Genomic DNA, 24995 nt, shown 5'->3' with positions numbered 1-24995 from the left:
CTCAAATATCCATGTTTGACCGTACATTCTTATATAAACTTGTGATAGCAGAAATGCCTTTCGGACAGTTCAAAGGGAGAAAAATTACTTCACTTCCTGTTCACTACCTCGAGTGGTTCCACAGAAATGGGTTTCCAAAAGGAGTGTTGGGGCAACAGCTTGCCACAATGTATGAGATTAAAACAAATGGACTGGATGATATTCTTGATCCGATCAAAAAAGAGATTAATCGTCAACAAAGTAAATATTAAAGAAATTAGTCATGCTGGTATTAGTCATAAACTGCGGCAGTTCATCTGTTAAATACAATCTAATCGAAACAGAAGATCAGAGAGATGTCTGCAAAGGGGTTGTCGAAAGAATCGGTGCAGTTACGTCGATCGTAAAACATGAACCCGAGGGAAAAAAGCACACCAAGACTACACAGGTAATAGCCAACCACGAAGAGGCCCTGCAGGAAATTATGAATTACCTGCTTAATGAGAAGAATGAGATCATCTCTTCACCGTCGGATATTAAAGCGGTTGGACACCGGGTGGTACATGGCGGCGAAATGTTCAAAGACTCCGTGCTAATCGATGAAGATGTAACGCACGCAATTGAAGAGGCGTTTGACCTGGCACCACTTCACAACCCAAACAATTTGAAAGGAATTGAAGCGGCCAGAAAACACCTTCCCACCATTCCGCATGTTGCTGTATTTGACACGGCTTTTCACCACTCGCTTCCGGCAAAAGCGTATCTGTATGGTATTCCAAACAGGCTCTATCGGAGATATAAAATCCGTAAATATGGTTTTCACGGCACCTCACACTACTATGTAAGCCGACAGTACTACAAAATGATCGACAAACCTGTAGAGGAAACCAAAGTCATTACCTGCCACCTTGGCAACGGCGCTTCCATTACTGCGATTGACGGAGGTAAATCGGTTGATACATCGATGGGCTTTACTCCACTTTCAGGTCTGGTTATGGGAACCCGAAGCGGTGACCTCGATCCATCCATCCTCTTCTACATTATGGAGAAGGAAGAGCTGACCATGAATAGCCTTCACGCTCTTTTGAATCGCCATAGTGGACTGCTTGGTTTGAGCGGTTACGCGAGTGATATGAGAGATCTGCTGGAGGAAGCGCACAATGGGGATCGACGATGCCAGCAGGCAGTTGATGTATTCACCAATAAAGTTAAACAGTATATTGGGTCCTATATCGCCACACTCAATGGGTGTGATTCCATCATCTTTACCGCGGGTATTGGTGAAAACTCTGCCGAAATTCGGGAGCTTTCACTTTCCGGGATGGACTATTTGGGAATAAAAATTGATCCGGATAAAAATAGTAATGCAGTACGCGGAAAAGTCCAAAAAATCAGCTCGGATGATTCCAAAACCGATGTGTATGTCATTCCCACAAATGAAGAGCTCGTTATAGCCATCGATGCAGCCAAAATTGCCCAGGCTACGCATCAAAGTCCGTGGTTGTAGAATAAGACACCGACTGGTTGCCTAACACGGTCAGTCGGATAATCTATGTTCTTCTTCCACAACTCGACAGTCCGCTATATGCGGACCATCGATTTTTCAAACATCCATATGTTGATTCCACACGCGGATTTGATAACCTCCCCTCTTGAGAGGAGAGAGCCGTCAGACCAGTGTCAATGGTCTGACGGAAAATGGATTGATTGACTACCCTCTGGGCACCAGCGTTGCGGTGATCACCTCATCCTGCCTTGTCCGAATGTTTTCCAGAACTTTTTCGGAAGGCTCCGCATCAAGTTGTATGGTACAGCAGGCTGCCAGTTTTCTGTCAAAGATCACATTCTCCAACTCCTGGGCATTGATATGTGCCTCTTTAAGCTCATTCATCACATTGGCGATAACACCCGGTTTGTCGTAATGACGCACTACAAGCTGCCATGGGGATTCGGTGTGCTCACATCGATTTAGCCAGTTTCTCACTTTCCCTTCCTGAATATATCCCCTAACGATATCCACTGCATCGTTTGCTACCGCCAACTGTGCCTGGTTTGTACTGGCTCCGATATGATGGGTTACATAAACATTTTCGAGCTCACGAAACCGGCTGTCAAATTCGCCCTCTTTAAACTCCGGTTCGTCGCTAAATACATCGAGTCCGGCTTTTAACCGGCCTGATTTTAATTCCATATAAAGCGCCTCTTCATCCACAACGCCTGCCCGGGATGTATTGATAAACATCGCCCCATCCTTAAGATGCGACAACACTTCTTTTGAGATAATCCCTTTGGTTTCAGCGTTCATTGCGAGATGAACGGTCAGAATATCACAGCTTTTTGCCACATCAGCCACAGATTCTTTATATGTAATCTTCATCTCCTCTGCCTGCGCGGGCGTAAGTGATCGCGACCATGCCGCTACATTCAGTCCAAATGCTTTTGCTCGTTTTACCACTTCTGATCCGATCATTCCCAACCCAATAACTCCTATCGTTTTCCCATACAATCCGTCGGCTTTGGAATAAGCCGCTTTGTTCCATCTGCCGGCTTTAAAATCGCCTACATTGTCGGGTATAAATCTGTCGATTGATAAAATCAGCCCCATCGTCAGTTCCGCAACGGCGATGGCGTTTTTCCCGGGGCAGTTCGCCACATAAATACCTTTCCCGCTGGCGGCTTCAATATTGATATTATTCACACCGGCTCCGGCTCGAATAATAAGACTCAATTTTGGGCTATTGTTGATACACGCCTCATTTACCACGGTGGATCGTACGATCAGTATTTGAGACTCCGGCAAACCCTTTGCGAGGTCCGTCTCTTTTAACCCCGCGCTGTTATCAACGCTTAAGCCAAGCTCTTCCAGCTGCTGTATCGCTTCATCAGGTAGTTTATCTGCTATGGTAACTTTCATAATTCGTCTCTTTTGAAATTTGAATTTACAGAATGTACTGAAAGAGCCCCTCACTCCAAAAAATTGAAACGTAATTGCACATCTCAATTCTGTCGGATATATTCTACTAAAATCTTAGTTCTATGAAACAGCTTTTAATACTGCTCTTAATATTATTGGGCGGGTGTGCCCTCTTCAGGCCATCGGTTCAATCTCAGCTTGAACCACTTGAGATGACTTTTGTTGAGGGCGGAACCTACCTGATGGGGGATACAATCGAGGAGGAGAATGATGACTCCCTTCCGCTTCATGAAGTTACCCTCCCCGATTTCTATATCGGCACCTACGAAGTCACTTATAGCCAATATGATGCGTATGCCAGGGCTACCGGAAAGAAGCTGCCGCAAGATGATGGCCGAGGAAGGGGCAACCGTGCTGTAGTTTACGTTAACTGGTATGATGCACTGCAATTCTGCAATGCGTACGGTTATCGGCTGCCCACCGAGCAGGAGTGGGAGTTTGCAGCAAGGTCAGGCGGGAAAGATCAGATTTTTTCCGGTGTTTTCGATCCCGACAGCCTGGACTCCGTAGCACGCCACAAAGATAACAGCGCCGGCTACACCTTTTCCGTCGGCACAAAAGATCCCAACGACTTGGGACTATATGATATGACCGGTAATGTTTCGGAATGGATTGGGGATTACTACCCTTTCTTTAAGGCCAACCCCGACTCCATTGAATACTATCCGCTGGAGGAGCGCGCCATGCGGGTCATTCGCGGGGGTAGTTTCAACAGCAATTCCATGACGTTGAGAAACTATTGGAGGGTTGGCGTGCTAGCCGAAATTGGAGATCACACCATTGGTTTCCGGTGCGTTGATCCAATTGCAGAAGATTAATCTTTTGCAGCCACACTGCGCAGTGCATATGGAATAGCCTTCAGCCTCTCTTTTTGAATCGGTTCTCCGCTCTTAATGCACACTCCGTAGTTGCCCGTCTCCACCCGGTCAAGTGCAATGGTAATCTGATCAAGCTTCTCCGTCTGATTCTCAATAGAGCTCAAAATGGCATTTTTCTGATTTTCGGATGAACCCAAATCCCCCTGATGGTGATCCTGCGAAGATTGATTATCACCTGAATTACTGTTCAGGTCATTCAGTCTGCTTTTGAGTTCTTTAATCTTGTTTTCGGCGATCTCTTTTTCATTCAGAAGCCGCTTTTTAAACATTTCCAGCTCTTTGTTTGATAAGTGTGAACTGTTGACGGGTGTCTCTTTTACATTACTCATTGTACTGTTGTATTATGTTTCATTTCACTAATACAATGAATCTCAACCGGAGAGAGTTTCGACGGGCTGCTCTGCCTACTCTTTTGACCGCGCAAATGTAATCCTGAACTCCGTACCGGGGTCGGTATTACGAAAGGTATATTCTCCCTTAATTTGGCTCGCCAACTCTCTGATTAAGTGCATGCCCAGCGATGAACCCGGATTATTATCATCCTCGGCAATTCCCACACCGTCATCGTTAATAATAATTGAAATCTTCTGACCAAGATCTTGCAGTATTACCGAAAATCTGCCGTCGGTTTGGTCCGGAAAAGCATGTTTAAAAACGTTGGTGACAACTTCATTAACAATTAATGAGGCGGGGATGGCCATATTTATATTCAGTTCAATATTATCCGTTTCAACCTCCACATCAATCTCTTTTGACGCCTGAAAAGTTGCTGAAATATTCTCCACCAGCTTTCTGATCGTATCGGAAAAATTCAGCCGCGAATAGCTATCCGACTGATAGAGCAGTTCATGAACGGAGGCCATCGTTTTGATCCGATTTACACTGTCAAACAATTTGGCCTGAAGGGATTCACTTTCAGCTTCCAGCGCCTGCAGCTGCATTAGCCCCGAAACCACTGCAAGGTTATTTTTTACACGATGATGAATTTCCGCCAACAACGTCTCCTTCTCCAGCAGAGATTCTTTAATTTTCTGCTCTTTTTGCACCTGATCCGTCACATTATGAACAAGTGAAAAAACGGAAACCAAGTTGCCATCTTTATCAAGCATGGCAGAGTTGTACCACTCGCAGTGCAGCAGATCTCCCTCCTTGGTGTAGTTTCTGTTTACACTGAGGTTTCGGGGTTTATCACCATGAATGAGTTCATTCATTTTCGCTTTCACGTTAGGTATATCCTCTTCGAAGGTGAAATTCCATTCCGATCGGCTCATGGAAAGCACTTCCTCTTCACTCCATCCAAAAAGCTGCTCTGCACTCTTAGACCACTGCAGAACATTAAAGTTTTTATCTGAAACCACTACAGCCAGCGGTGAGTTTTCGACGTGAAACTCGAGCTGCTGAGAAGCCTTGTGTGTCAACTCTTCCGCCAGTTTTTTATCGGTAATATCCGATATATAGCCCTCCAGGTGCTGCAGATCACCCTTTTCATCAAATATGCCAACACCGTTTTCCATCACCCAGCGACTTTCTCCATCCCTGTGGCGCATACGATACTCAATCTGGTACGATTCTCTGTTTTGCAGGGCACGGTCTACTGTCTCCTTGATCATCTCCCGATCATCAGGGTGAAAAATATCTATAAGGTGAATTTTGCCATCTTCGAACTCTTCCCGTGTGTACCCGGTCAACTCCTTAATCTGATGATTGACAAAAATCATGGAGTAGTTTTCATCATTCTTGCAGAGATAAATTACGCCCGGCACATTAAACGCGAGGTTTCTGAATCGTTCTTCACTCTCTTCCAGCGCTCTTTTTTGATAATACTCCCGGGTAACATCCCGAAAAACCAGAACACAGCCAATAATTTCACCTTCAGCACTCTTAATGGGCGCACATCTGTCGGCAATCTGAAACTCTTCCCCACTTCTGGATTTTAAAATTGTGTGATTTTCCAGCCCAACAATTACCCCTTCCTCCAGAGATCTCATGACAGGGTTGTCGGCTACTTCACGGGTTTGGGCGTTAAAGATTTGAAAAACTTCATCGATCGGTTTTCCTTCTGCCTCTTCACTGGACCAACCTGTCAGACTTTCCGCGACATTATTGATGCTGAGTACTTTCCCGTTACGATCGCAAGAGATCACACCGTCACCGATTGAGCGCAAAGTAGCAGCAAGGCGCTCTTCGTTCTCACGGAGCTGCTCCTCGGCTTTTAAACGCGCCGTTACATCCCGCATCAAAATGACTGCTCCCAGTTTATTTCCTTCCTTATCATAAATGGGGCTGCCGCTTGCCGAAATAAAGCGCGGGTTTTCCCCTTTAGGCACAATCGACATGCCGGCATTTACCAATATCTCACCGTTAAAAGCTCGTGCAAGCGGAATTTCATCCGGTTTTAGCGGTGTCTTCCCATCGAGGTGAAACAGATCATAATAATGGCTCGCCTCAGCCACCGGTATTTTCATCAGATCCACACCGTGCCAGTCGCGCGCACGCTTGTTAAACAGTACCAGATTTCCATTTTCATCACACGCCACAACACCGTCTGCCGCCGACTCGAGAAGTGCCTTATTAAACTCCTGTTCGCGCATCAGTGCTATTTCAGCTTCTTTCCGCTTGGTAATTTCCACTGAGCTTCCAACCAGCCGGTGAATCCTGCCGCCGCTGTTTTCCCTCAACGGTGTAATTGTGGTAAAATAGTAGCGGCGCCCGCGTCCTGCCATCGTCACATCCTCTTCGTAGGAGATCTCCTCACCTTTTTCGATACATTCGTTGTAGTGAGATATGATACTTTTTGCAACATCCTGAGGAAAGGCCTCCTCAATATACTTTCCCTGAACCTCCTCCCGGCTCATATTCAGATAGGTAAGCTGGCGCTCATTAAAATCCTTCACTACGTAACGCCCGTCTGCCGTTACATCGATCACAAAAATACTGCGTGATACTTTAGAGAAGATCTCCTTGTACTCGGCATCTACCGCTTTTTGCCGTAACTCTGCGCATTTCTTCTCAGTGATGTCTGTAAATAGTGTGGCAAAATACCCTTTCTTATCCGACCAGGCCTGAACCTGGTACCATCGATCGAGCGGAGATGAATATTGCTCAACAACTATCTCCTCACCTTTAAGAGCAACATCAGCATAAAGTTCAACCCAATCCGTATCTCCATTGCGAATGCCCGGCAAAACGTCTGTGGCATGCTTCCCAATAATTTGAGAGCCGGATAAGCCTGTCAGCTCTTCAAAGGTTTGATTCACCTCTTCAAAAATGTAGTCTGCAGGCTTGCCGTTCTCCATCACTAATTTGTGATAGGCGAAACCAAATGGAGAGCTCTTAAATATATCGTCTGAAATATTCATATAGTTTCAGAAAGCACACTGTTTGCCAACCTTCTGTTGGTGACTCGTTACCTGTTTCCCTTATCGACTGAAAGCAGTATTACTTAATGTACTAATTTATACCGTACAAAAAACTGATTCGGTAAACTCTTGTGCTTTTTTAAATCCTTACGCCTAAGGGGTTACAATATCAGCCACTCGTAAATCATTTTTGAAATTTCCGCCCCTATTTCTGTTCCCCGGTCACCGTCCGGCAGATTTTTAGACAGGTAGATTAACACGTAGGATTGGCCATCAGGGAGATAAACAATTGCAGAATCGTGACGGACACCGGTTATGAATCCGGTTTTATTGGCAGTCACTACATCTCCGGGCAGCTGGGCCGGAATCACATCGTTGTAAAATTGATCTTTCAGTACCTCCACCATCAAACTGTCCATTGTGGGGCTAACGGCCGTTCCGTTTGCAATATGTTCAAAAATAATTCCCAGATCTCTTGGGGTTGTCCGGTTACTAAGCCCCTGTTCAAACGCTTTCAGGTCTTCCACCCCTCGCAGTACCTGAATGTTTTCAGCACCCATCTCCCGCATGGTTTGCGTTGTTTCTTCTGCTCCAACCAATCTAATCAGAAGGTTTGTTGTCAAATTACTGCTATAGGTAATCATCGCGTGGTTGAGGTCATAGAGAGTCGCCATTTCGCCAACTCTTCGTTCAAATGGGTCGTCCCCCTCCGGGTTGAGTGTTAGCTGAAATTCCGATCCATCTACTATGCTGTAGAATTTATTTTCCACCTCGATGGAGTCCGACAGATCAAATTCCCCGGCTTCCGCTCTGCGAAAAAGTTCAATCATCACGGGTGTTTTCATCGTGCTGGCTGCATGAAACAGGGTATCTGCGTTAATGGAAAAGTGCAGGTCAGGATTTTGGAGGTGCTGAAACCAGATGCCGAATGTACCCTCCTCTTCTGCGATGTGATTTTCGTTATCAGACTTGAGCTGATCAATGGATTTTTGGGATGAACAGGCAGAAACGAAAAACAGGGCAATCAGTAAATATTTATACATATATAGATTTGTTGGACTTAAGATTTTCTATCAGAAAATATAAAAACGGATGAACTTTTCCGGTTAATTCTTATCTGGAAGGCTTTGCAAAACCTGTTAAGTCATCCTGAACGTAGTGAAGGATCTCTCAACAGATACATCAGATCTACTTATGAGATTCTTCTCCCGAATGCTTTCGGGATCAGAATGACATATTCCTTAGTTTTGCAAAGCCCTCATCTGATGACTATTTAGATTTAATTCGATATTTCTTCAGATATATTTTTGGTCTAACCACGATATCTCAGGAATTTCGGAAAGAGGTGTGCCTTAGCAGATTTTGGGAGAACGTATATCATGAAAATGAGGAATAATCTAAATTACACCCCCCTCACTCTCCCCTTATTAGGGGGAGAATATTTCCAAAACTGTAATCACTTTTCTTGTCTAGATCTCAAATTAATCAATAGCAAAAACCTCCCCGGGCACATAGATATCGAGCTGAATATTGCGGGCTCCAAGTTTTCCGTTTTCTGTGATGAATTCGCCCGATCGGTTGCGGTAGACTAAAACCTGTGAATTTCCTACCACTTCAGCCTGGTTTCCCTTTACTTTAAATTAAAACCATTTTACATTTTTAGAATTAAAAGCCGTAAAAAAACGGCTCAGAGGAATTAACCCCTGAGCTGTTTATATCTCCTTAAAATTTTACTCAATAGGATATCCTGGGTTTTGATCCAGATTTTCCTGAATCTGTAACTCATCGCGCGGTATTGGGAATGCCCTTCGAAATGAATCCCTGTTGAGCACATCCTCAAACCGATCAAGACGTACAAGATCGAAGAAACGGTGTCCTTCGTAATTGAGCTCAATACGTCGCTCCTGTAGTAGTGCATCAACGTACTCGTCGATGTTGGCAAATGGTCCAACATCACCGAGGCCGGCTCGATCTCTTATCTCATTAAGATCATCCAAACCCGCATTCGGATCATTTGAATCAAATACGGCTGCTTCTGACCTAATGAGGAACATCTCGCCCAGCCTAAGAACTTTAACGTTATTTGCATTATTTGGATTAGACCACTTTACAGGCCTGTCGCTGCCTCTTTCAAATACAAACAACCCTGCTCTATCATCCCCTGCTTCTATAGCACCGGTTAAATCTGGATCAACATTGTATTCATCACGCTGAAACGTAAAAACATATAGTGAGCTTTGATCCTGATCGCTAAACACTAAATCAAAAATTGATTCTGATGTTGGCGATGTAGTATCAAAAAGATCCTGAACATCCTCCACAAGAGAAAACGGACCATTTTCAATAACGTCATCAGCATCATCAAATGCCGCACCGTAATTTCCAGCGTATAGATTTACTCTCGCACGCAGAGCAACAGCTGCCCAATAGCTCATTGCCGTGTTATCTACGTAACCCTGCATAAGCCCTATGGCTGTATTTAAGTCATCAAGTATTTGCTGATATGTGTCAGCAACACCACTGCGTTCTAAATCCGGAATGAGGTTGAAATCATTATTCTCAATAGGCTCTAGTAATAGGGGCATGCCATATGGGGAAGAAACATCAAAATGATAACCAAATACTCTCAGCAAATCGAAATATGCAAGAGCTCTGATAGCATGTGCTTCCCCTAATACCCTGTCCCGGGAACTAAAAGCATCATCTGCAATATTTGGGACCTCAGCAATGAGCAGGTTTGCAATATTCACTACCCTGTAAATATTAACCCACGCTGTACTAATCCAAAAGTTACTAATAGGAACTGAACCTGAATTAATTTCCAACTGAGAATCAAAGAAACCCTGGTATCGGGCATTGTCTGCGGCCAAATCCGGGCTGAGTGTAAAGTGTGCACCATAGTATGGTGTTACCTGCATCCTTGAGTAGGCACCTAAAAGTACAGCCTGAGCTGATGCCCCGTCGGTTAACGCAGTGTTCGCATCGAGAGACGCTTGTGGTTCGGTATCCAGAACATCACATGATATTAGAAATACCGCTAGTATTGTAATAAGTAATATTGATAATTTTTTCATGAGTTCCGGTTTTTAAAATTCAACATTAATTCCAAAAGAGATCGTGCGCACTTGTGGGTGCGTTCCAAAATCAGAACCGGCAACGAGCGGGTTTCTGGCATTTTGGTTTACTTCCGGATCGAGACCTGTATAATTTGTAAATGTTAACAGGTTTTGCGCCTGCATGTACACTCTAAACATTCTCATACCAATTCTGTCGGTAAAGTTTGGTGAAAAATTATACCCTAGAGTCACAGTCTTTAATCTCAAATAAGATCCATCCTCTAACCATCTAGAAGAATATTCCCTCCAGTTAATATTCGTCAATGAGGCTCTTGGTATATCGGTTTGATCACCCGGCTCCATCCATCTTTTGTCTGCAAGCCGATGGTTATTACCATCTGGTAAAGGGAAAATTGCTGGAATTTCAAGGCGATCCCAACCTAGGTTTTCATAAGAAGCTCTACTGTGGTTAAATATTTCATTTCCATATGTAAACTGAAAAAGCATATTTAGATCAAAACCTTTATAAGCAAATGAGTTGCTCCATCCTCCAAAAAAGTCAGGCTGTGCATTTCCAACAGTTCTTCTGTCACCGGAGTCAATTACTCCGTCTTCGTTTTCATCAATCCAAAGCATATTACCTGTTTGTGGATCAACACCCCTGTGATCGATTAAATGGAATGTTCCGATAGGCTGACCTTCTGAAAGAATGTGTGAATCGTTCAGAACCTGATTGTTTACCTCAAGCTCAAGAACTGTATTTCGAATAAACGAAATGTTGAAACTTGAACTCCATGAGAAGTCTCTACGTGATAGAACGACACCGCGCACATCAAATTCAAACCCTTTATTCTCAACTTTACCGATGTTATCGGTTACACTTGAAAAGCCTGAAATACCTGGAACCAGCCTGTTTAATAACAGATCCTCAGTGGTCTTTATGAAATAATCAGCACTGAAAGTTAACCTGTCTTCAAACATTCCCACGTCAACACCAACGTCTAATTGACGAGTACTTTCCCAAGTCAGGTTGGCATTACTTAATTGCGTTGGTACAAGTGTTGGGGTTGCACGATAGTCTGATACTCCAAACAGGCCTCGCGAGGCGAAGTTTCCAATTCCTTCCTGGTTACCCGTGATACCGTAACTTACTCTTGGCTTCAGTTCGGAGAATAGGTCTTGGTTTTCCATGAAGTATTCATTCGTCATTCGCCACGCCACAGATGCTGAAGGAAAAAATCCATATCTGAAGTTATCACCAAACCGTGATGAGCCATCAACCCGGCCGGTAGTTGTGAACAGGTAACGGTTATCAAATGAGTAATTACCTCTAAAGAAATAGGAAGCAAGTCCCCAGCTTGAACCGGAAGTTGACGCTGAGGTTACCTGGGCAGCTACTGAAAGTTTAGTGAACTGATCACTTGGAAACCCTTGAGCATTGATTGAGGAAAACTCCCTGTTAGAAGCCTGAAACGAAGTACCAACTACAGCGTTTACATTGTGCTGGTCTGCAAATGTATTCACATAAGAGAGATAGTTCTCGATTAACCATGTAAAATCTTGTGTTGTTCCATAGTTACCGAATCCATTTCTTTGAGCATTTGCCGATTCTCTTGAAATAATAGGAGTATATGCTTCATCTTCAAGGTTCGTATAATCTATTGAGAGTGAAGTTCTCAACGAGAGGCCTTCTGCCAAGCTCGCTTCACCAAATACCGTACCGATTCCTCTAACCGTATTTGTAAAGCGAGAGTACTCATTTGCAATTAAAACCGGATTATCGAGCATCCACCAACCGAAGTAATTGAATGGGTCTGCGTATGAACCATCATCTTCGTACACAGGCATTAATGGATCACCAGCAAGTGCATTAATAACCACTCCATAAAGTGAATTATCATTAATAGTTCGGTTTTGTATAGTTCTGTTTACCGTGATATTGGTTCCAAAATCTAGCCAATCTGTAACTTTGGCATCAAGGTTTATGCGCCCACTAACTCTTTCGAATCCGGTTCCAAGCTGAACTCCTTCTTGATCAAAATATGAGAAAGATGTAAAATATCTGGCATTGTCTGTTCCTCCTGAAGCCGTCAATTCATAATTATTTATCGGAGCTGTTCTAAAAATTTCATCATACCATCGAGTATTTTGTAAATTAGGATCATTTGGATCATAACCCCAAATATCTGATACATGAGTATCGGAGTAGTTGGTACCAAGATCTCGGTTGTCTTGCCTAGCAGCATCGTTCATTAACTCTAGGAATTCCTGCGAACTGTGCATATCAATTTCATTAGTTATACTCTGAAAGCCGGTGTACATATTAAATCCAATTCTTGACTGACCACTCACACCTCTTTTAGTTGTAATAAGTACAACTCCATTTGCGCCACGTGATCCATAAATCGCCGTAGCCGAAGCATCTTTCAATATTTCAATTGATTCAATGTCGTTTGGATTAAGATCAGCAAGCGAGTTCGTAGCCTGACCGCCTGAGAACAATCCCGATAAATCCTCAGAAATAATTGGTACGCCATCTATTACATAAAGAGGTTCACTGCTCGCAGATAAGGAGGTTTGACCACGTATATTCATCGTCATCCCAGCTCCGGGGGTACCAGATGGACTACTTACAAAAACACCTGAAGACCTTCCTTGCAAAGCGGCATCCAAACTTGCAACTGGTTGGTTTGCTATTTCTTCAGAGTTTATACTTGAAACAGAACCGGTCAAATCACTTCTGGTTTGCACACCATAACCAACAACAACTACCTCTGATAGTAATTGTTGGTCTGAAGTCATCTCTAAAGTCAAATTCAAATTATTATTAACACTTATTTGTCTATTTAAAGTAGTGTACCCTACATACGTAACCCGAATTTGATAATTCCCCTCCGGAACATTTGTAAACTCAAAATATCCGTCAGCATCTGTTGCTGCACCGTAATTCGTATCGACAAGCATAACGGTTGCACCCGGCAGCGGGGAACCGTCACTCTGGTCAGATACCGTACCTTCAACTGTATATTGCGCAACGGCTGCCGAGCTGAAAACAGCCACAAACAAAGCCGAGCCAATCATAGAAAGTATCCTTTTAAGCATATAAGCCTCTTTATTTTTCGGTTTTGGTTTAGATAAGATTACTTGAGTTTTGGCAAGATTGAGCCACCCAAACACACCTTATTGTCAATGGTTCATTCTCAATTCACCCATTTTGAGCAAACACTTTTTACTTCAGTTTACGAGCATAAAGATTGAGAACAATTTAAAAATCACGATAATACCCAACTCAAAATAGCATTGCCTTACATAGCATGACTTCAGCCTAAAATCAATCTATACTGCGATCTTAACCCGCTTTTGATTAAAATTCCGCAAAGATCCCTGTAACTAACAACTGTTTTCCATGGACTTGCAGAAGTATCATGAAATTAAGAATTCACACATTGAATGCTCTGATTAGGCCAAAACATTCAAGACAACCTGCTTTATAAATAGATTCTACACTCCCACAAACAAAAAAAGCCCATCTCAACATTACGTTCAGACGGGCTTGTGAAAATGGTCAAATCTATAACACACCTATGTCACATGCCCAAAAGGCAGCGACGGCGACGAGTATGCATGAGTAAGATATTTCCGTAAAATTTCATACACATAAGCTCACACATTCAATCTTTAATTACAAATCTTTTTAACGACTATTCTTTATTATTTTTAGTCATGATCAGTTTCTCAAAAAATCACTTCCCCATCATCCGGTCCGCCGGCGATAAAAAACAGCTCTTTAACCCTGTTCTGAAAAAACGTTTTAAAATCAGGCCGGAGGAGCGCGTCAGGCTCAAATGGGTGGAGTTTCTACTGCTTCAAACCGATTGGCCTAAATCCCGAATAGGGTTTGAAGCGCCGGTTAAGCTTCCTCAGGAAGAGAATGCCCTGCGTGCTGATTTGATTCTCTACAACAAGGCAATGAAACCCAACATTCTGATTGAGTGCAAGGCAGAATCTGTAAAACTAAACAGTACCGTTGCAGAACAGACCGCCCGTTACAATCAGGCCATTGGAGCCTCGTATATCTGCCTGACGAACGGCGTCAGCGATTTTTGGTATCGGGTTGAGAACGGCTCTGTAAAAGCGATCGAATCGCATGACAATCCTGACTTTCCGCTTGAGATTACAACACCGCTCCAGGAGCTAAACCGGGATATTACCTATTGGGAGCATCGGGGATTTTGTGCCGGTCGTTTTGCCGGAGACCCAAAAAACATTCTTCAACAATCAATCACACACTTCTGGAGTGAGGAGATTGACTGGCCCGTTAATTATCTGGACTTCCCGGGCTTGTTTTTAGATTTCAGACTGAATCAATACTATCGTGTTCCGGTTGTTGACCGTGATCAAAAGCTGGCCATCTCTTTTATGGGTACTGAATCCGGCAGCTCACACCTCACGGCAATTTTAAATGACAAGGGGAGAAACCGTGGAATTCTATCTGTTAACCTCGGAAAACTTTCAGACCAACAGGCTGACTCCGCAGAACTTCTCATGAATGGTAATCATCGTACACTGGACGCCGCCCAACATCTGCCGCTATTTAAACATGGATTCAGCCCAAAGGTAATCGAACAGCTGCCCCACTACCTGATGAGGTTTTTCGTTTAATATGCCGAAACTGTACATTTAGAGAAAGAATTCATCACTCAAAAAACGTTAACCTGACTCATACAACCATGTCCACAAAACTGCATCGCGAAAAACTGCTCTCACTATTTGATGATAACCAGGATGGATTGATCTATCTGAAAGGAGCGGAAATTATGTACCGCTACGGAACCGACTTTGAATTTCCGTTCCGCCAGGAGAGTAATTTCTGGTATCTGACCGGCGTAAACGAACCGGAATATCATGCGGTTTTAGACATTAAGAGCGGTGAGTATCATCTGTTCGCCCCTAAACGGGATGCCCAGTTTGCCGTTTGGCATGGCAAGATTAAGAGCAGGGATCAAATTCAGGAGGAGTATCAGCCAGACCACCTCCACTACACCAACGACATTTTATCGGTGATGAAAAAACTAAAACCATCAGTCATCTACTGCCTGGATGAGGAACAGGCCGAGTTTGTGGAAGATCTGAACCGCGATTTTACCGTAGAGACCGATACCCTTCAGGATGCCATCACCTACTGCCGGTGTATCAAAACAGATTACGAATTAACACGAATGCGAGAGGCTGCACATGTAAACAACATCGCGCACCTTGAGGTGATGAAGTCGATCAAGCCGGGGATGTATGAGTATGAGGCAAAAGCGATCTTCGACTACCATCAGAAAAAGCACGGGCTGCTGCAGCCGGCCTATACCGGAATTCACGCCGGCGGGACCAACAGCGCCATTCTGCACTATGTGGACAACAATCAGCAGATTAACGATGGAGACTTTTACCTGATCGATGCCGGTTATGAGTGTGAAGGATATGCTTCGGACGTGACCCGAACCTACCCGGCAAATGGTCGGTTTTCGGGCGACCAGGCAGTAATTTATCAGATTGTGCTGGATGCCCTGAACAAGAGTATCGAGAATGTGAAACCCGGTGTAAAGATGGAGGACCTGCACCTGGGAGCCTGCCGAATCATCCTCCATGGATTGAAGGAGATCGGGGTTGTAAAGGGCGATATTGATGAGATGATGGAGAACAACATCTTTGCTCTCTTCTTTCCACACGGGCTCGGCCACTTCCTCGGCCTCGACACTCACGACGTGGGCGGTTATCCCAAAGGGGTGGAACGCATCGACCGACCCGGAATCAAATTTTTACGAGTGCGCCGCGAACTGATGCCGGGAATGGTAATTACCATCGAACCGGGAATTTACTTCATTCCGGCCCTGCTAAAACCGGCTCTCGAAAATGCAGATCAGGCCAAATACCTGAATGCTGATAAAATAGAAGCACTGATGGACTTTGGCGGTATCCGCATCGAAGACAACCTCATTATCACCGAAGACGGTTACGAAAATATGACCGATGTGCCGAAGGAGATCAAGGAGATTGAGGAGGTGATGAAGTAATTGTGTGTTTCCGCCAGACCGCTACACGCGGTCTGGTGGGTGGTTATAATAACTAGTTAGTAAACATAAATATCCTGTTGATATGAATTTTCAATGCAGACAATACCTGATCATTGTTTAAATAAAATTTATTGATTATATATCCGTCTGACCGCGCGAAGCGGTCTGACGGGGGCCTCAATCCAACCCATCCAACCCATGCAATTTCACTTTCAAATATCTTCCACACCGCAGAAATCGAGAGAACGGCAGGTTTTAACTGCGCTTTTGGCGCTGGTAACCGGGGCGCTTGTTCTTATCTACCCGAATTTTCTCTACCTGATTGCGGGCGGTTACCTGGTTGCCCTGGGCTTGATGTTTATGTACGCTCGGATTCCGGCTTTCATCGTCGGATTTCCAATCGTTGCGGGCGCTTTGATCTTCATCTTCCCGGAGTTGATTCCCTACACGTTTGCCCTTTTTCTCGGGTTTTTCGGATTGATCATGCTCATGGGCTTTCAATTTGCCATAATGGGATTTTTAACCCTTATCATCGCCGTGCTCATTCTAATGAACCCCGATTCGGTGGCCTACTTTATCGCTGCTTTTATGCTGCTATATGGAATCTCGAACCTGATCAGGCTTTTTCAGAATCGAAATCACGATCGAGATGATGGCAACAGCCCGGATGTGATCGTGCATTAATAAATACGGCCTTTACCGCAGAGGCGCGGGGTGCGCGGAGTTTTTTACTACATATCTTCCAATAGCTCTTCGGCCTCTTCCTTGAGCTGTCCCTCATTTGGCAGCTCCACACCCATCTCAGAAATCTCTTTCAGTATCACTCTTGCACGCTCTTCATCATCCACTTTCAGGTAGTGCTTGGCCAGATCCAGCCGGAAAAGAATGCTCTCCGGCATCATGTCGATCGCCCTTTTCAAATACTCCTCGGCTTTTTCTTCGCTGGCGTCCGGAACACCCTCTGATATCAAATTCGCGGCAAACTTTTCTGCCCCGGAAATGTCGGAAACATCCGAATGAAACACCCCGTAGAGATGCCACAGCGGTGCATAATCCGGAATTCGCTCAGCTGCCTTCTCTATGTTCTCTTTAATTTCATGTGAAGTTTCCACCCGGGTTTCATTGTCCTGAAGCTCGCTCCATCGACCTTTGGCAACAGCCATCACATAGTATCCGTGACCCTCATCGGGATGCGCTTCAATGGTTTTTTCGGCAAGCTCCATTGCTCGCTCGTAGTACTCCTCCTGTTTATCTTCATTACCATCCATCAGGTAGCCAAGTCTCGAATAGATCAGGCTTGCATTCCATAACGCTTTGTAGTTTTCGGAGTCCTCCTCGAGCACTTCCAAATATACCTCCAGGGCGGCCTCCTCATCACCCTCGTCGAACAGTTCTTCGGCCTGCTTGATCAGCTCATCCGGGTCTGCAGCTGATGACGTTGATACAAAACCTATTGTCAGAAATGTTGTAGAAACCCGGCTATTAAAAATTTCATCATTTATAACTCTAATGGTTGTTGGGTAATTACATATTCCTGCACAGGCTCGCCACCTATTAAATGCTCCTGAATAATTCTTTCCAGAACTTCCGGCGTACAGGAGTGGTACCACGTTCCTTCGGGGTAGACAACAGCAACAGGCCCGCGTTTGCAAATTCTCAGGCAGTTCGCTTTTGTCCGGAATACACCGCCCTCACCATCAAGGTTGAGCTCCCTCAGGCGCATTTTCAAATAACTCCAGGACCTCAAACCCACATCGTGCATGCAACACTTCGGATTCGTTTGATCTGCACATAGAAAGATATGTCTCTTTATTTTATCGATATGCAGTTCATCCGCTTTATTCTTTAGTCGTTTTAAACTTTTATCCATCACTCTGTTCGCATCGGCAATTTAATTTCTCCGGCATAGATTTAATCGTGACCGGTTTTTTTATTCGCCCTAAAATCAGACATTTTTTTCAGATTTCAAGAACATTGATGTTATTTAATGAACACTCAAGCGGTTAGAATCATTTAGTCTTACGTATGAACCGATTTACCCGACTGTTTTTTACAAACACATTCCGAAGCTCGTGGCGCACACTGGTGATGCTTTGGAAACCCATGGCCGGCTGGACTCTGACCGTTTATGCCCTTTTTACAGCCATCCTGGCTCCGGTTTTTATTGCCATGATCCACTGGGGAGTTTTTCGGGGTGATCGATTGCCGGTCGGTAATGACGAATTAATTCAGTGGATCCTCACTCCGGGCGGATTTTTATACCTCTTCTCCATTCTGTTGATCACTTTAACCGGGGTGACCATCCGATACGCCGGCCTGTTTCAGATTATTACAGACGATTTGCGGCGCGAAAGAGTTTCGGTTACAACCATAGCCGTCCACATAGCCCAGCGTATTCACATTCTCATAAAATTGTGCGCAATCACGATCGGGCTCTCCATCACTGCGCTCACTCCATTTCTGGTTGGCATTTGGATAATTTATCAACGCTATCTCACAGAGTATGACATCAATTACTATCTTACCATAACTCCTCCTGAGTGGTATTCTGCACTTATTTACAGTGGAATTTTGACACTTTTCTGGGGCATTGGACTCCTCATTCTGATCGGATTTTCACTGCCGGCACTCCCCTCATATCTCGATGGCCGCCGATCTTTGAAAGAGGCGCTTAAAGAGTCATGGTCATTGCCCTTCAATAAAATGCTTGTTTTTATAAAATCGGTGAGCACAGCGATTTTATTTTGGATATTCATCCGTCTTACCGTGGATGCCACCCTCCTATATGGGTTTAGCAAATTCAGTCATTGGCTGGTAGAAACTGGAGAATCCCTGAGATTGATAGCTGCATCAGCCGGGCTCTACCTAATCCTTTCATTTACTATTTCTGCCATTATATCATTTATCGGTTTTTCGCTTATTTCAACCATCATCACCAAATTTTACTTCATCTATATTCGGGGAACCTACTCTGTAGAGGCGCCGGGCATCATTAAGCTGACACAAAAGACAGTAAAAACTCTGCGAAAATTTTCTTCGCCAAAATATCTGGCTCCGGCTCTTTTCATTATGGTTGCAGGCAGCATCAGCGCCAGCGTGTTTATGACTTATGGGCCGCCCACAGATCATTACAATCCTGAGGTTATTGCCCATCGGGCCATTGCAGGCGGGGCACCCGAAAACAGCCTTGCCGGTCTTGAAGAGTCCATTGCTGCAAATGCCGACTATGCAGAAATTGATGTTCAGCTTACATCCGACGGAACCGCCATTGTAGTTCACGATGCAGATTTCATGAGAGTGGCCGGCAGAACCGCCCGGATCGCCAACACCCCCTATTCTGATGTTCAAAATATACGTCTCCGTACAGAAAAAGAGTTTGCCGACTCCCTTCTGGTTGTACCAACCTTGAGGGAATATATGCTTCAGGCAAAAGGACGGCTTGGGTTGATGATTGAGCTGAAATATTATGGCTTTAGAGAAGATCTTGCGGAAGAGACCATTCGGCACATTCGAGAACTTGAAATGGAAAACCAGGTACTCCTCATGTCGCTCTCAGCGGAGGCGGTTCGTCAGGTCCGCAGAATTGCCCCCGACATCCCGGTCGGTTATGTATCTGCCGTAACAGCCGGAGATCTCAGCCGGGTCCCGATGGACTTTTTAGCAATAAGCCAGCAAAGTGTAACTTCACAAATGGTGCAAAACTATACGAACCGCGATCAGCAGGTATATGCCTGGACGGTAAACAGCGCAGGAAATATGGTTTCTATGCTTGAAAAACGAATTTCAGGACTCATAACCGATGAACCCGAATTGGCTTCCGCCGTTATTGATGAGTTCTTACAGCTCACCGGCGCGGAACGTCTGCTACTTCGGTTCGGATTCTTAATTATTGATCCTATTTCTGAAGACGACGATCTCGACTCAACTTTTTAACCCAAACAAAACCTCTACACGATGAAAGCACTCACAAAAAATGCCGTACTTCTAACGATTTCGTCACTCCTGTTCATTTTTAGCTCATGTTCTGAGGGCGATGAATTTAGCCTTGAACTTAGTACGCCTGAAGCAATCGCCGAAGGATTTCAATTTACAGAAGGACCGTTTTGGCATCCGAATGGATTTCTCCTATTCAGCGATATTCCTGCCAACCGTATCTACCGTTGGGCCCCGGGGGATGCAGAAGCGGAGGTCTATCTCGAACCAAGTGGAAACTCCAACGGAATTTCCATCACACCGGATGGCAACATAGTTCTTGCCCAGCATGAAGGAAGAGTTTCAGAAGTCGGGGATGACATGTCCATCAACCCTTTGGCCGATCAGTTTAACGGAATGCGACTGAACAGCCCGAACGATCTGGTGGTCCACTCAAACGGAGCGATCTTTTTTACCGATCCGCCATTTGGTGTTTCAGATGAAGATCGCGAGCTGGACTTCAGCGGCGTGTACAGGTTAGACCCCAACGGCGAACTCACTCTTCTTTTTGATGAGTTTAACTATCCAAATGGAATTGCACTTTCACCCGATGAGTCGCATCTGTATGTCAACGATTCTGCAAGCGGCCGTATCATCCGGTTTGATCTGGACCAGAGTGGATCCGTATCAAACCAAACACTTTTTGCATCTGTGGGAGAGCGCGATGATAGCGGTGCAGCCGACGGAATGAAAACGGACTCTGACGGACGCCTCTACTCAACCGGGCCGGGTGGACTATCCGTATTTGATGTTGAAGGAAACCGTATTCAGTTATTGGAGTTTGATGAACGAATCACGAATCTGGCCTGGGGCGGTGAAAGTAACAGTGAGTTGTATGTTACGGCTCCAAATTCGGTCTACAGAGTTGAAACGAACGTCTCCGGTCAGTAAGGTTCACTGATACGATCAACAAATTGGGCGTAGATTTCAATTTGAAAAATCAGCTTCTTCTAAATCCCCTCCTCTCAAAAGGCGGGGATTTTTTATTGGCTTTACTCGATCTGTTGGAGATCACTCCGGGAGTACATCAGAACAAGTTCAACCAAAACCGCAAGTGAGGGCAGAGCCGCTCCAACAGTTACCCAGAAGTACACATTTACCGGCTGCCAGGCCATGGGCCACAATCCGCTAATTAGAACAAGCGTAGAGAGAAGAAGCAAAACTGATCCGACAAATAGATATAAGCCGATTTTTGGGCTTTTAAGGAAAACCGAGTGTATTGCCACGAAGTAGAGCGTACTGACAAAACCAAGCAGCAGAAGGTGCAGATAAAACACCCGAAGGCCGTGCTGACCCAACCAGAGTGTTGCCGGTAAAAACACCGCAGCTAACTGAACCATGACTTTTATGGCCAGCAAGGCAAATACGAACATCCAAACGGGACTAACTTTTTTCGAAAGTGCGCGGATCAAAAACCAAAAATTGACTCCAAGCCCCATAGCCACTAATAGCGATCCTGCTTTAGCAGTCCATAGCAGGGACTCATTTAAAAGTTCCACATTCAACCCAAATGGGAACATGAGCGGGGCGCCCAGCACTATCGGCGCGATCAGCCAGTTACGGTCAAACGGCACTTCAATATCACCTTCAACAAAATAATATATTACACCCAAAGCAGTGAGAATGCACCATCCTTCTGTAAATGTAGTCAGGAAAAAGTGTGTCAGGGCACCGGAAATAAGGTTGTTATCGATATTTCCAAATTGAGCAACAGCAACACCCCACGCTCCCATTGAGCTGACTACCAGCATCACCAAGGCTCCATCAAAAAAAATCAGGGAAAGGGTTTTCTCCACTCTATTTCTGTATTTCAGATAGAGCCATCCGAACCAATACCAGCCAATCATAACCAGGCCTGACAGCATCACTGAAAAAGGCAACTCTGCAGAGCCCACCGGAACAGGGTGATATCCGTAGAGAAGAAAGAAGGGGTAAGACAAAAACCCAATTGCCATGATTGTACCGATGCTCCACTTCATAGGACGGAGTAATTCCGGTACACTTTTTGAGAATTGAAAGGCAATAAACCCCATTGGAACCGGGGTCACCCAGTTGAAGAACATCAGGTGGGAGTGGGCGTGACGGATATTGGAAAGCCGCAGGTTGAATGAATCACCCGTAAAAAGCCCCCATCGATAGGCTAAGCCTGTGAGAGCGGCAAGCAGAAAAAAGAGAAGGCTCCAGAGCCAGATATTCCGCAGAAATTTCTCTCTATTCTCCATCACAACACGATTAAAGTGCCGGCTGAGCCCGGTTCTGTTTAATGCTATAAATGGCAACCAGCATAGCACCTACCAGCAGCAGTGCAACAAACTGATGCAGAACACCGAGTGCAATCTGAACATGGGTGATCAGCGTAAACACGCCGAGGGTGTATTGGATCAATACAAGGGCGAAAATGACACCGCCCCACAACTTCGCGGACTTGCTGCTTCGAACCATAAACAGCCGAACCCAATAACCGATGGCCATCAGCCCGATGGCCGTAGCCAGCGCACGATGAATAAACTGCACCATCGATGAGTTTTCTGTAAAATTCTGATACCACGGCTCCAGTGCCATCACCTCAGGCGGTATCCAATATTGATACATTTTGGGAAACGTGTTGTAAACGTGACCGGCATCGAGTCCCGCAACCAGCGCCCCCCAGGCAACCTGAACAACAATCACCCCAAACAGAATGTAGAGCCATCGGCTCAGCTCTGTTTTACGCGGCTCCATTTCGCGTTTAAATTTTGTGAGATCTGCGGCATACCATACACAGAATGCAAATATGGTGAATGCAAGAAGAAGGTGTGCTGTCAAACGGTATGGGCTAACATACGGAAGGTCCACCAATCCGCTTTGAACCATATACCAGCCCATCAACCCCTGCGAGCCCCCTAATATGAGAAGCCAGACCGATCGTTTCAGCCATTTGGTATTTAGCTTTTTCTTTGCAACGAAATAGATAAAGGGAACCAGAAATACAATCCCAATCAAACGGCCCAGCATTCTATGGAGATATTCCCAGAAAAATATGAACTGGAATTCGCCAAGACTCATCCCGCGATTGATCTGCTGATACTCAGGAAACTGTTTGTACTGATCAAACGCTTCCTCCCACTGCGCTTCGGTAATTGGCGGGATTGACCCCATAATCGGCTTCCAATCGGTCATGGAAAGCCCCGATCCGGTCAGGCGCGTAATACCGCCCACAATTAATATCAATGTTACCAGAACGGCCCCGCTGATAAACCACACCCTGAGCCACTTTTTATCTTTTTCGCCGATCTCCTTCATAACTATGATTACACCGTTTTTGAGTAACGCTGCGTCTGTTTATCGGGCGAGAGATATGCATCAAAAACCATTGCAATATTTCTCAAAAACAGGCGGCCGCGTGTTGTTATTTGAATTTGATTATCCAGTACGATTATCAGTTCGTCTTCTTCCAGCTCATCAAGCCGGTTCCACTCATTTGCAAAATACTCTTTAGGATCTACTCCCCACCTCTGTTCAAAATCAGTAAAATGAACGTTCGGTTTACACATCAGCCGGGAGATCCAGTCACGCCTGATACGGTCATCTTCACGCAGCATCATCTGTTTCACCACCGGCAAACTGCCATCATCCAATTCGGTGTAGTAGGCGTCCAGATCTTTCGTATTCTGATAGTAGATTGAGTCGACCATCGAAATTCCCGACATTCCCAGCGCATACATATCGGTATTGGCGTGTGTGCTGTATCCCTGAAAGTTTCGCTGAAGAGTACCCTCTTCCAGTGCTTTGGTTAGCTCATCACCCTCTTTCGAAAAGTGATCCATTCCGATATACCGGTAGCCGTCATTCTCAAGCGTGTTGATTGCCAGCATCAACATCGACAGTTTTTCGTCCGGTGATGGGAACTCATCCTCGTTCAGCAGTTTTTGAGACGGCATCAGGTTAGGAAGATGTGCGTAGCTGTAAACCGCCAGGCGATCGGGGTGTAGCGTTTGAACATCCCTCAGCGTTTGTTGAAACGTCTCCAGTGTCTGTTTTGGCAGCCCATAAATCAGATCAAAATTGATGGAATTTATCCACGCTTCGCGTAACCAGCGGGTCACCTGCTCTGTCTGCTCAAAAGGCTGGATTCGATGAATGGCTTTCTGAACCTCTTCGTTGGTATCCTGCACGCCGAGTGACGCACGGTTCACTCCAATTTCGGCCAGGGCCCCCACATGCTCTTTTGAGCAGGTTCTCGGGTCGATCTCCACACTAAACTCAATCTCCGGATGGTACGTAAATCTTTTTTTGATCTCTGAACCAAGCCTTCGCAGCTGATCCGGTTTCAGAAATGTCGGTGTACCCCCTCCCATGTGGAGCTGAATCACCTTTGATTGAGGATGGAACTGCTCTTTCACTAAATCCATCTCCTTGACAAGGTAATCGATGTATACGTCACCCCGATCGGTATTTTTGGTGATGATTTTTGTACAACCACAATACCAGCATAAAGAAAAACAGAACGGTACATGAAAATAGAGCGAGACATTTCGCGGTTCGCTGTTTCTCTTTTTAAGCGTATGAACTACGTTGGCCGGGTTATCAATCTCTTGAAATTGCACAGCGGTCGGGTAGCTCGTGTAGCGCGGACCGGGCACATTGTATTTTTGAATCAGTTCTCTATCTGTCTGCATAAACACCAAACATGTTTTAAGGCTGAGTTCCCCAAGATCATCATTCAATATGAA

At 45.0% G+C, this 24995-nt stretch carries 20 protein-coding genes; 8 read left to right on the top strand and 12 right to left on the bottom strand.

The features are described 5' to 3' along the window. The first annotated feature begins 11 nt into the window (after window positions 1–11). Together BG260_RS08235 and BG260_RS08230 are read left to right on the top strand one after the other, a co-directional pair. On the top strand, window positions 12–251 hold the full coding sequence (locus BG260_RS08235; RefSeq protein ID WP_069131553.1) for a DUF3820 family protein: 240 nt from the start codon (window positions 12–14) through the stop codon (window positions 249–251). Window positions 252–262: 11 nt separating this feature from the next. Beyond that, on the top strand, window positions 263–1486 hold the full coding sequence (locus BG260_RS08230; RefSeq protein ID WP_069131551.1) for an acetate/propionate family kinase: 1224 nt from the start codon (window positions 263–265) through the stop codon (window positions 1484–1486). A 204-nt stretch (window positions 1487–1690) separates the two neighbouring features. On the opposite strand, the gene BG260_RS08225 is transcribed toward BG260_RS08230, so the two are convergent. Continuing rightward, window positions 1691–2893, bottom strand: a complete 1203-nt coding sequence (locus BG260_RS08225; protein ID WP_069131550.1) for an NAD(P)-dependent oxidoreductase — start codon at window positions 2891–2893, stop codon at window positions 1691–1693. 122 nt (window positions 2894–3015) lie between these two features. Here BG260_RS08225 and BG260_RS08220 point away from each other — a divergent pair, with 122 nt between their 5' ends. Then, the gene (locus tag BG260_RS08220) at window positions 3016–3771 is read left to right on the top strand and encodes a formylglycine-generating enzyme family protein (protein ID WP_083750187.1); all 756 of its coding nucleotides are present in this window, start codon (window positions 3016–3018) and stop codon (window positions 3769–3771) included. Here the strand turns inward: BG260_RS08220 and BG260_RS08215 are convergent. From BG260_RS08215 to BG260_RS08195, 6 genes are all read right to left on the bottom strand, one after another. Next, window positions 3768–4160, bottom strand: a complete 393-nt coding sequence (locus BG260_RS08215) for a TraR/DksA family transcriptional regulator (RefSeq protein WP_069131548.1) — start codon at window positions 4158–4160, stop codon at window positions 3768–3770. The genes BG260_RS08220 and BG260_RS08215 overlap by 4 nt on opposite strands. A 75-nt stretch (window positions 4161–4235) precedes the next feature. Then, complete coding sequence (locus BG260_RS08210; protein ID WP_069131547.1) at window positions 4236–7190, bottom strand: PAS domain S-box protein; 2955 nt, start codon at window positions 7188–7190, stop codon at window positions 4236–4238. Between the two features lie 161 nt (window positions 7191–7351). Further along, window positions 7352–8233, bottom strand: a complete 882-nt coding sequence (locus tag BG260_RS08205; protein WP_069131545.1) for a serine hydrolase — start codon at window positions 8231–8233, stop codon at window positions 7352–7354. 438 nt (window positions 8234–8671) lie between these two features. Further along, window positions 8672–8803: a hypothetical protein gene (locus tag BG260_RS14470; RefSeq protein ID WP_281179591.1), complete on the bottom strand. Its 132-nt coding sequence runs from the start codon at window positions 8801–8803 to the stop codon at window positions 8672–8674. A 117-nt stretch (window positions 8804–8920) separates the two neighbouring features. Continuing rightward, window positions 8921–10264: a RagB/SusD family nutrient uptake outer membrane protein gene (locus BG260_RS08200; protein WP_069131544.1), complete on the bottom strand. Its 1344-nt coding sequence runs from the start codon at window positions 10262–10264 to the stop codon at window positions 8921–8923. 12 nt (window positions 10265–10276) lie between these two features. Continuing rightward, window positions 10277–13423 carry a SusC/RagA family TonB-linked outer membrane protein gene (locus tag BG260_RS08195; RefSeq protein WP_083750186.1) on the bottom strand — a complete coding sequence of 1049 codons (3147 nt, stop codon included), beginning with the start codon at window positions 13421–13423 and terminating at the stop codon, window positions 10277–10279. 546 nt (window positions 13424–13969) lie between these two features. On the opposite strand from BG260_RS08195, the gene BG260_RS08190 reads away from it, so the two are divergent. From BG260_RS08190 to BG260_RS08180, 3 genes are all read left to right on the top strand, one after another. Next, the gene (locus BG260_RS08190; protein ID WP_069131541.1) at window positions 13970–14908 is read left to right on the top strand and encodes a type I restriction enzyme HsdR N-terminal domain-containing protein; all 939 of its coding nucleotides are present in this window, start codon (window positions 13970–13972) and stop codon (window positions 14906–14908) included. 68 nt (window positions 14909–14976) lie between these two features. Further along, complete coding sequence (locus BG260_RS08185; protein WP_069131539.1) at window positions 14977–16311, top strand: aminopeptidase P family protein; 1335 nt, start codon at window positions 14977–14979, stop codon at window positions 16309–16311. A gap of 198 nt (window positions 16312–16509) precedes the next feature. Continuing rightward, window positions 16510–16995 carry a DUF308 domain-containing protein gene (locus BG260_RS08180; RefSeq protein ID WP_069131537.1) on the top strand — a complete coding sequence of 162 codons (486 nt, stop codon included), beginning with the start codon at window positions 16510–16512 and terminating at the stop codon, window positions 16993–16995. A 47-nt stretch (window positions 16996–17042) separates the two neighbouring features. Here BG260_RS08180 and BG260_RS08175 read toward each other — a convergent pair whose 3' ends face one another. Together BG260_RS08175 and BG260_RS13910 are read right to left on the bottom strand one after the other, a co-directional pair. Next, a complete protein-coding gene (locus tag BG260_RS08175; RefSeq protein ID WP_069131534.1) occupies window positions 17043–17921 on the bottom strand; it encodes a tetratricopeptide repeat protein in 879 nt (292 codons plus the stop codon). After that, window positions 17810–18181, bottom strand: coding sequence for a (2Fe-2S) ferredoxin domain-containing protein (locus BG260_RS13910; protein ID WP_083750184.1), 372 nt, complete (start codon window positions 18179–18181; stop codon window positions 17810–17812). Before BG260_RS13910 ends, BG260_RS08175 begins: the two co-directional genes overlap by 112 nt. Window positions 18182–18336: 155 nt before the next feature. On the opposite strand from BG260_RS13910, the gene BG260_RS08170 reads away from it, so the two are divergent. Both BG260_RS08170 and BG260_RS08165 read left to right on the top strand, forming a co-directional pair. Next, complete coding sequence (locus BG260_RS08170) at window positions 18337–20244, top strand: glycerophosphodiester phosphodiesterase family protein (protein WP_069131531.1); 1908 nt, start codon at window positions 18337–18339, stop codon at window positions 20242–20244. Between the two features lie 21 nt (window positions 20245–20265). Continuing rightward, window positions 20266–21174: an SMP-30/gluconolactonase/LRE family protein gene (locus BG260_RS08165; RefSeq protein ID WP_083750183.1), complete on the top strand. Its 909-nt coding sequence runs from the start codon at window positions 20266–20268 to the stop codon at window positions 21172–21174. Between the two features lie 101 nt (window positions 21175–21275). Here the strand turns inward: BG260_RS08165 and BG260_RS08160 are convergent, their stop codons facing one another. From BG260_RS08160 to hemN, 3 genes are read right to left on the bottom strand one after another with little or no spacing between them, the layout of a single operon-like run. Beyond that, on the bottom strand, window positions 21276–22505 hold the full coding sequence (locus BG260_RS08160) for a hypothetical protein (protein WP_069131528.1): 1230 nt from the start codon (window positions 22503–22505) through the stop codon (window positions 21276–21278). Between the two features lie 10 nt (window positions 22506–22515). Next, on the bottom strand, window positions 22516–23565 hold the full coding sequence (locus BG260_RS08155; protein WP_069131526.1) for a COX15/CtaA family protein: 1050 nt from the start codon (window positions 23563–23565) through the stop codon (window positions 22516–22518). Between the two features lie 8 nt (window positions 23566–23573). Next, window positions 23574–24941, bottom strand: a complete 1368-nt coding sequence (hemN, locus tag BG260_RS08150) for an oxygen-independent coproporphyrinogen III oxidase (RefSeq protein WP_069131524.1) — start codon at window positions 24939–24941, stop codon at window positions 23574–23576. Window positions 24942–24995 lie beyond the last annotated feature (54 nt).

Origin of the sequence: Rhodohalobacter halophilus (assembly GCF_001715195.1) — a bacterium.
GTDB lineage: Bacteria > Bacteroidota > Rhodothermia > Balneolales > Balneolaceae > Rhodohalobacter > Rhodohalobacter halophilus.
Note: the sequence above shows the minus strand (reverse complement) of the source record. Positions and strands in the feature narration are given on the sequence as shown.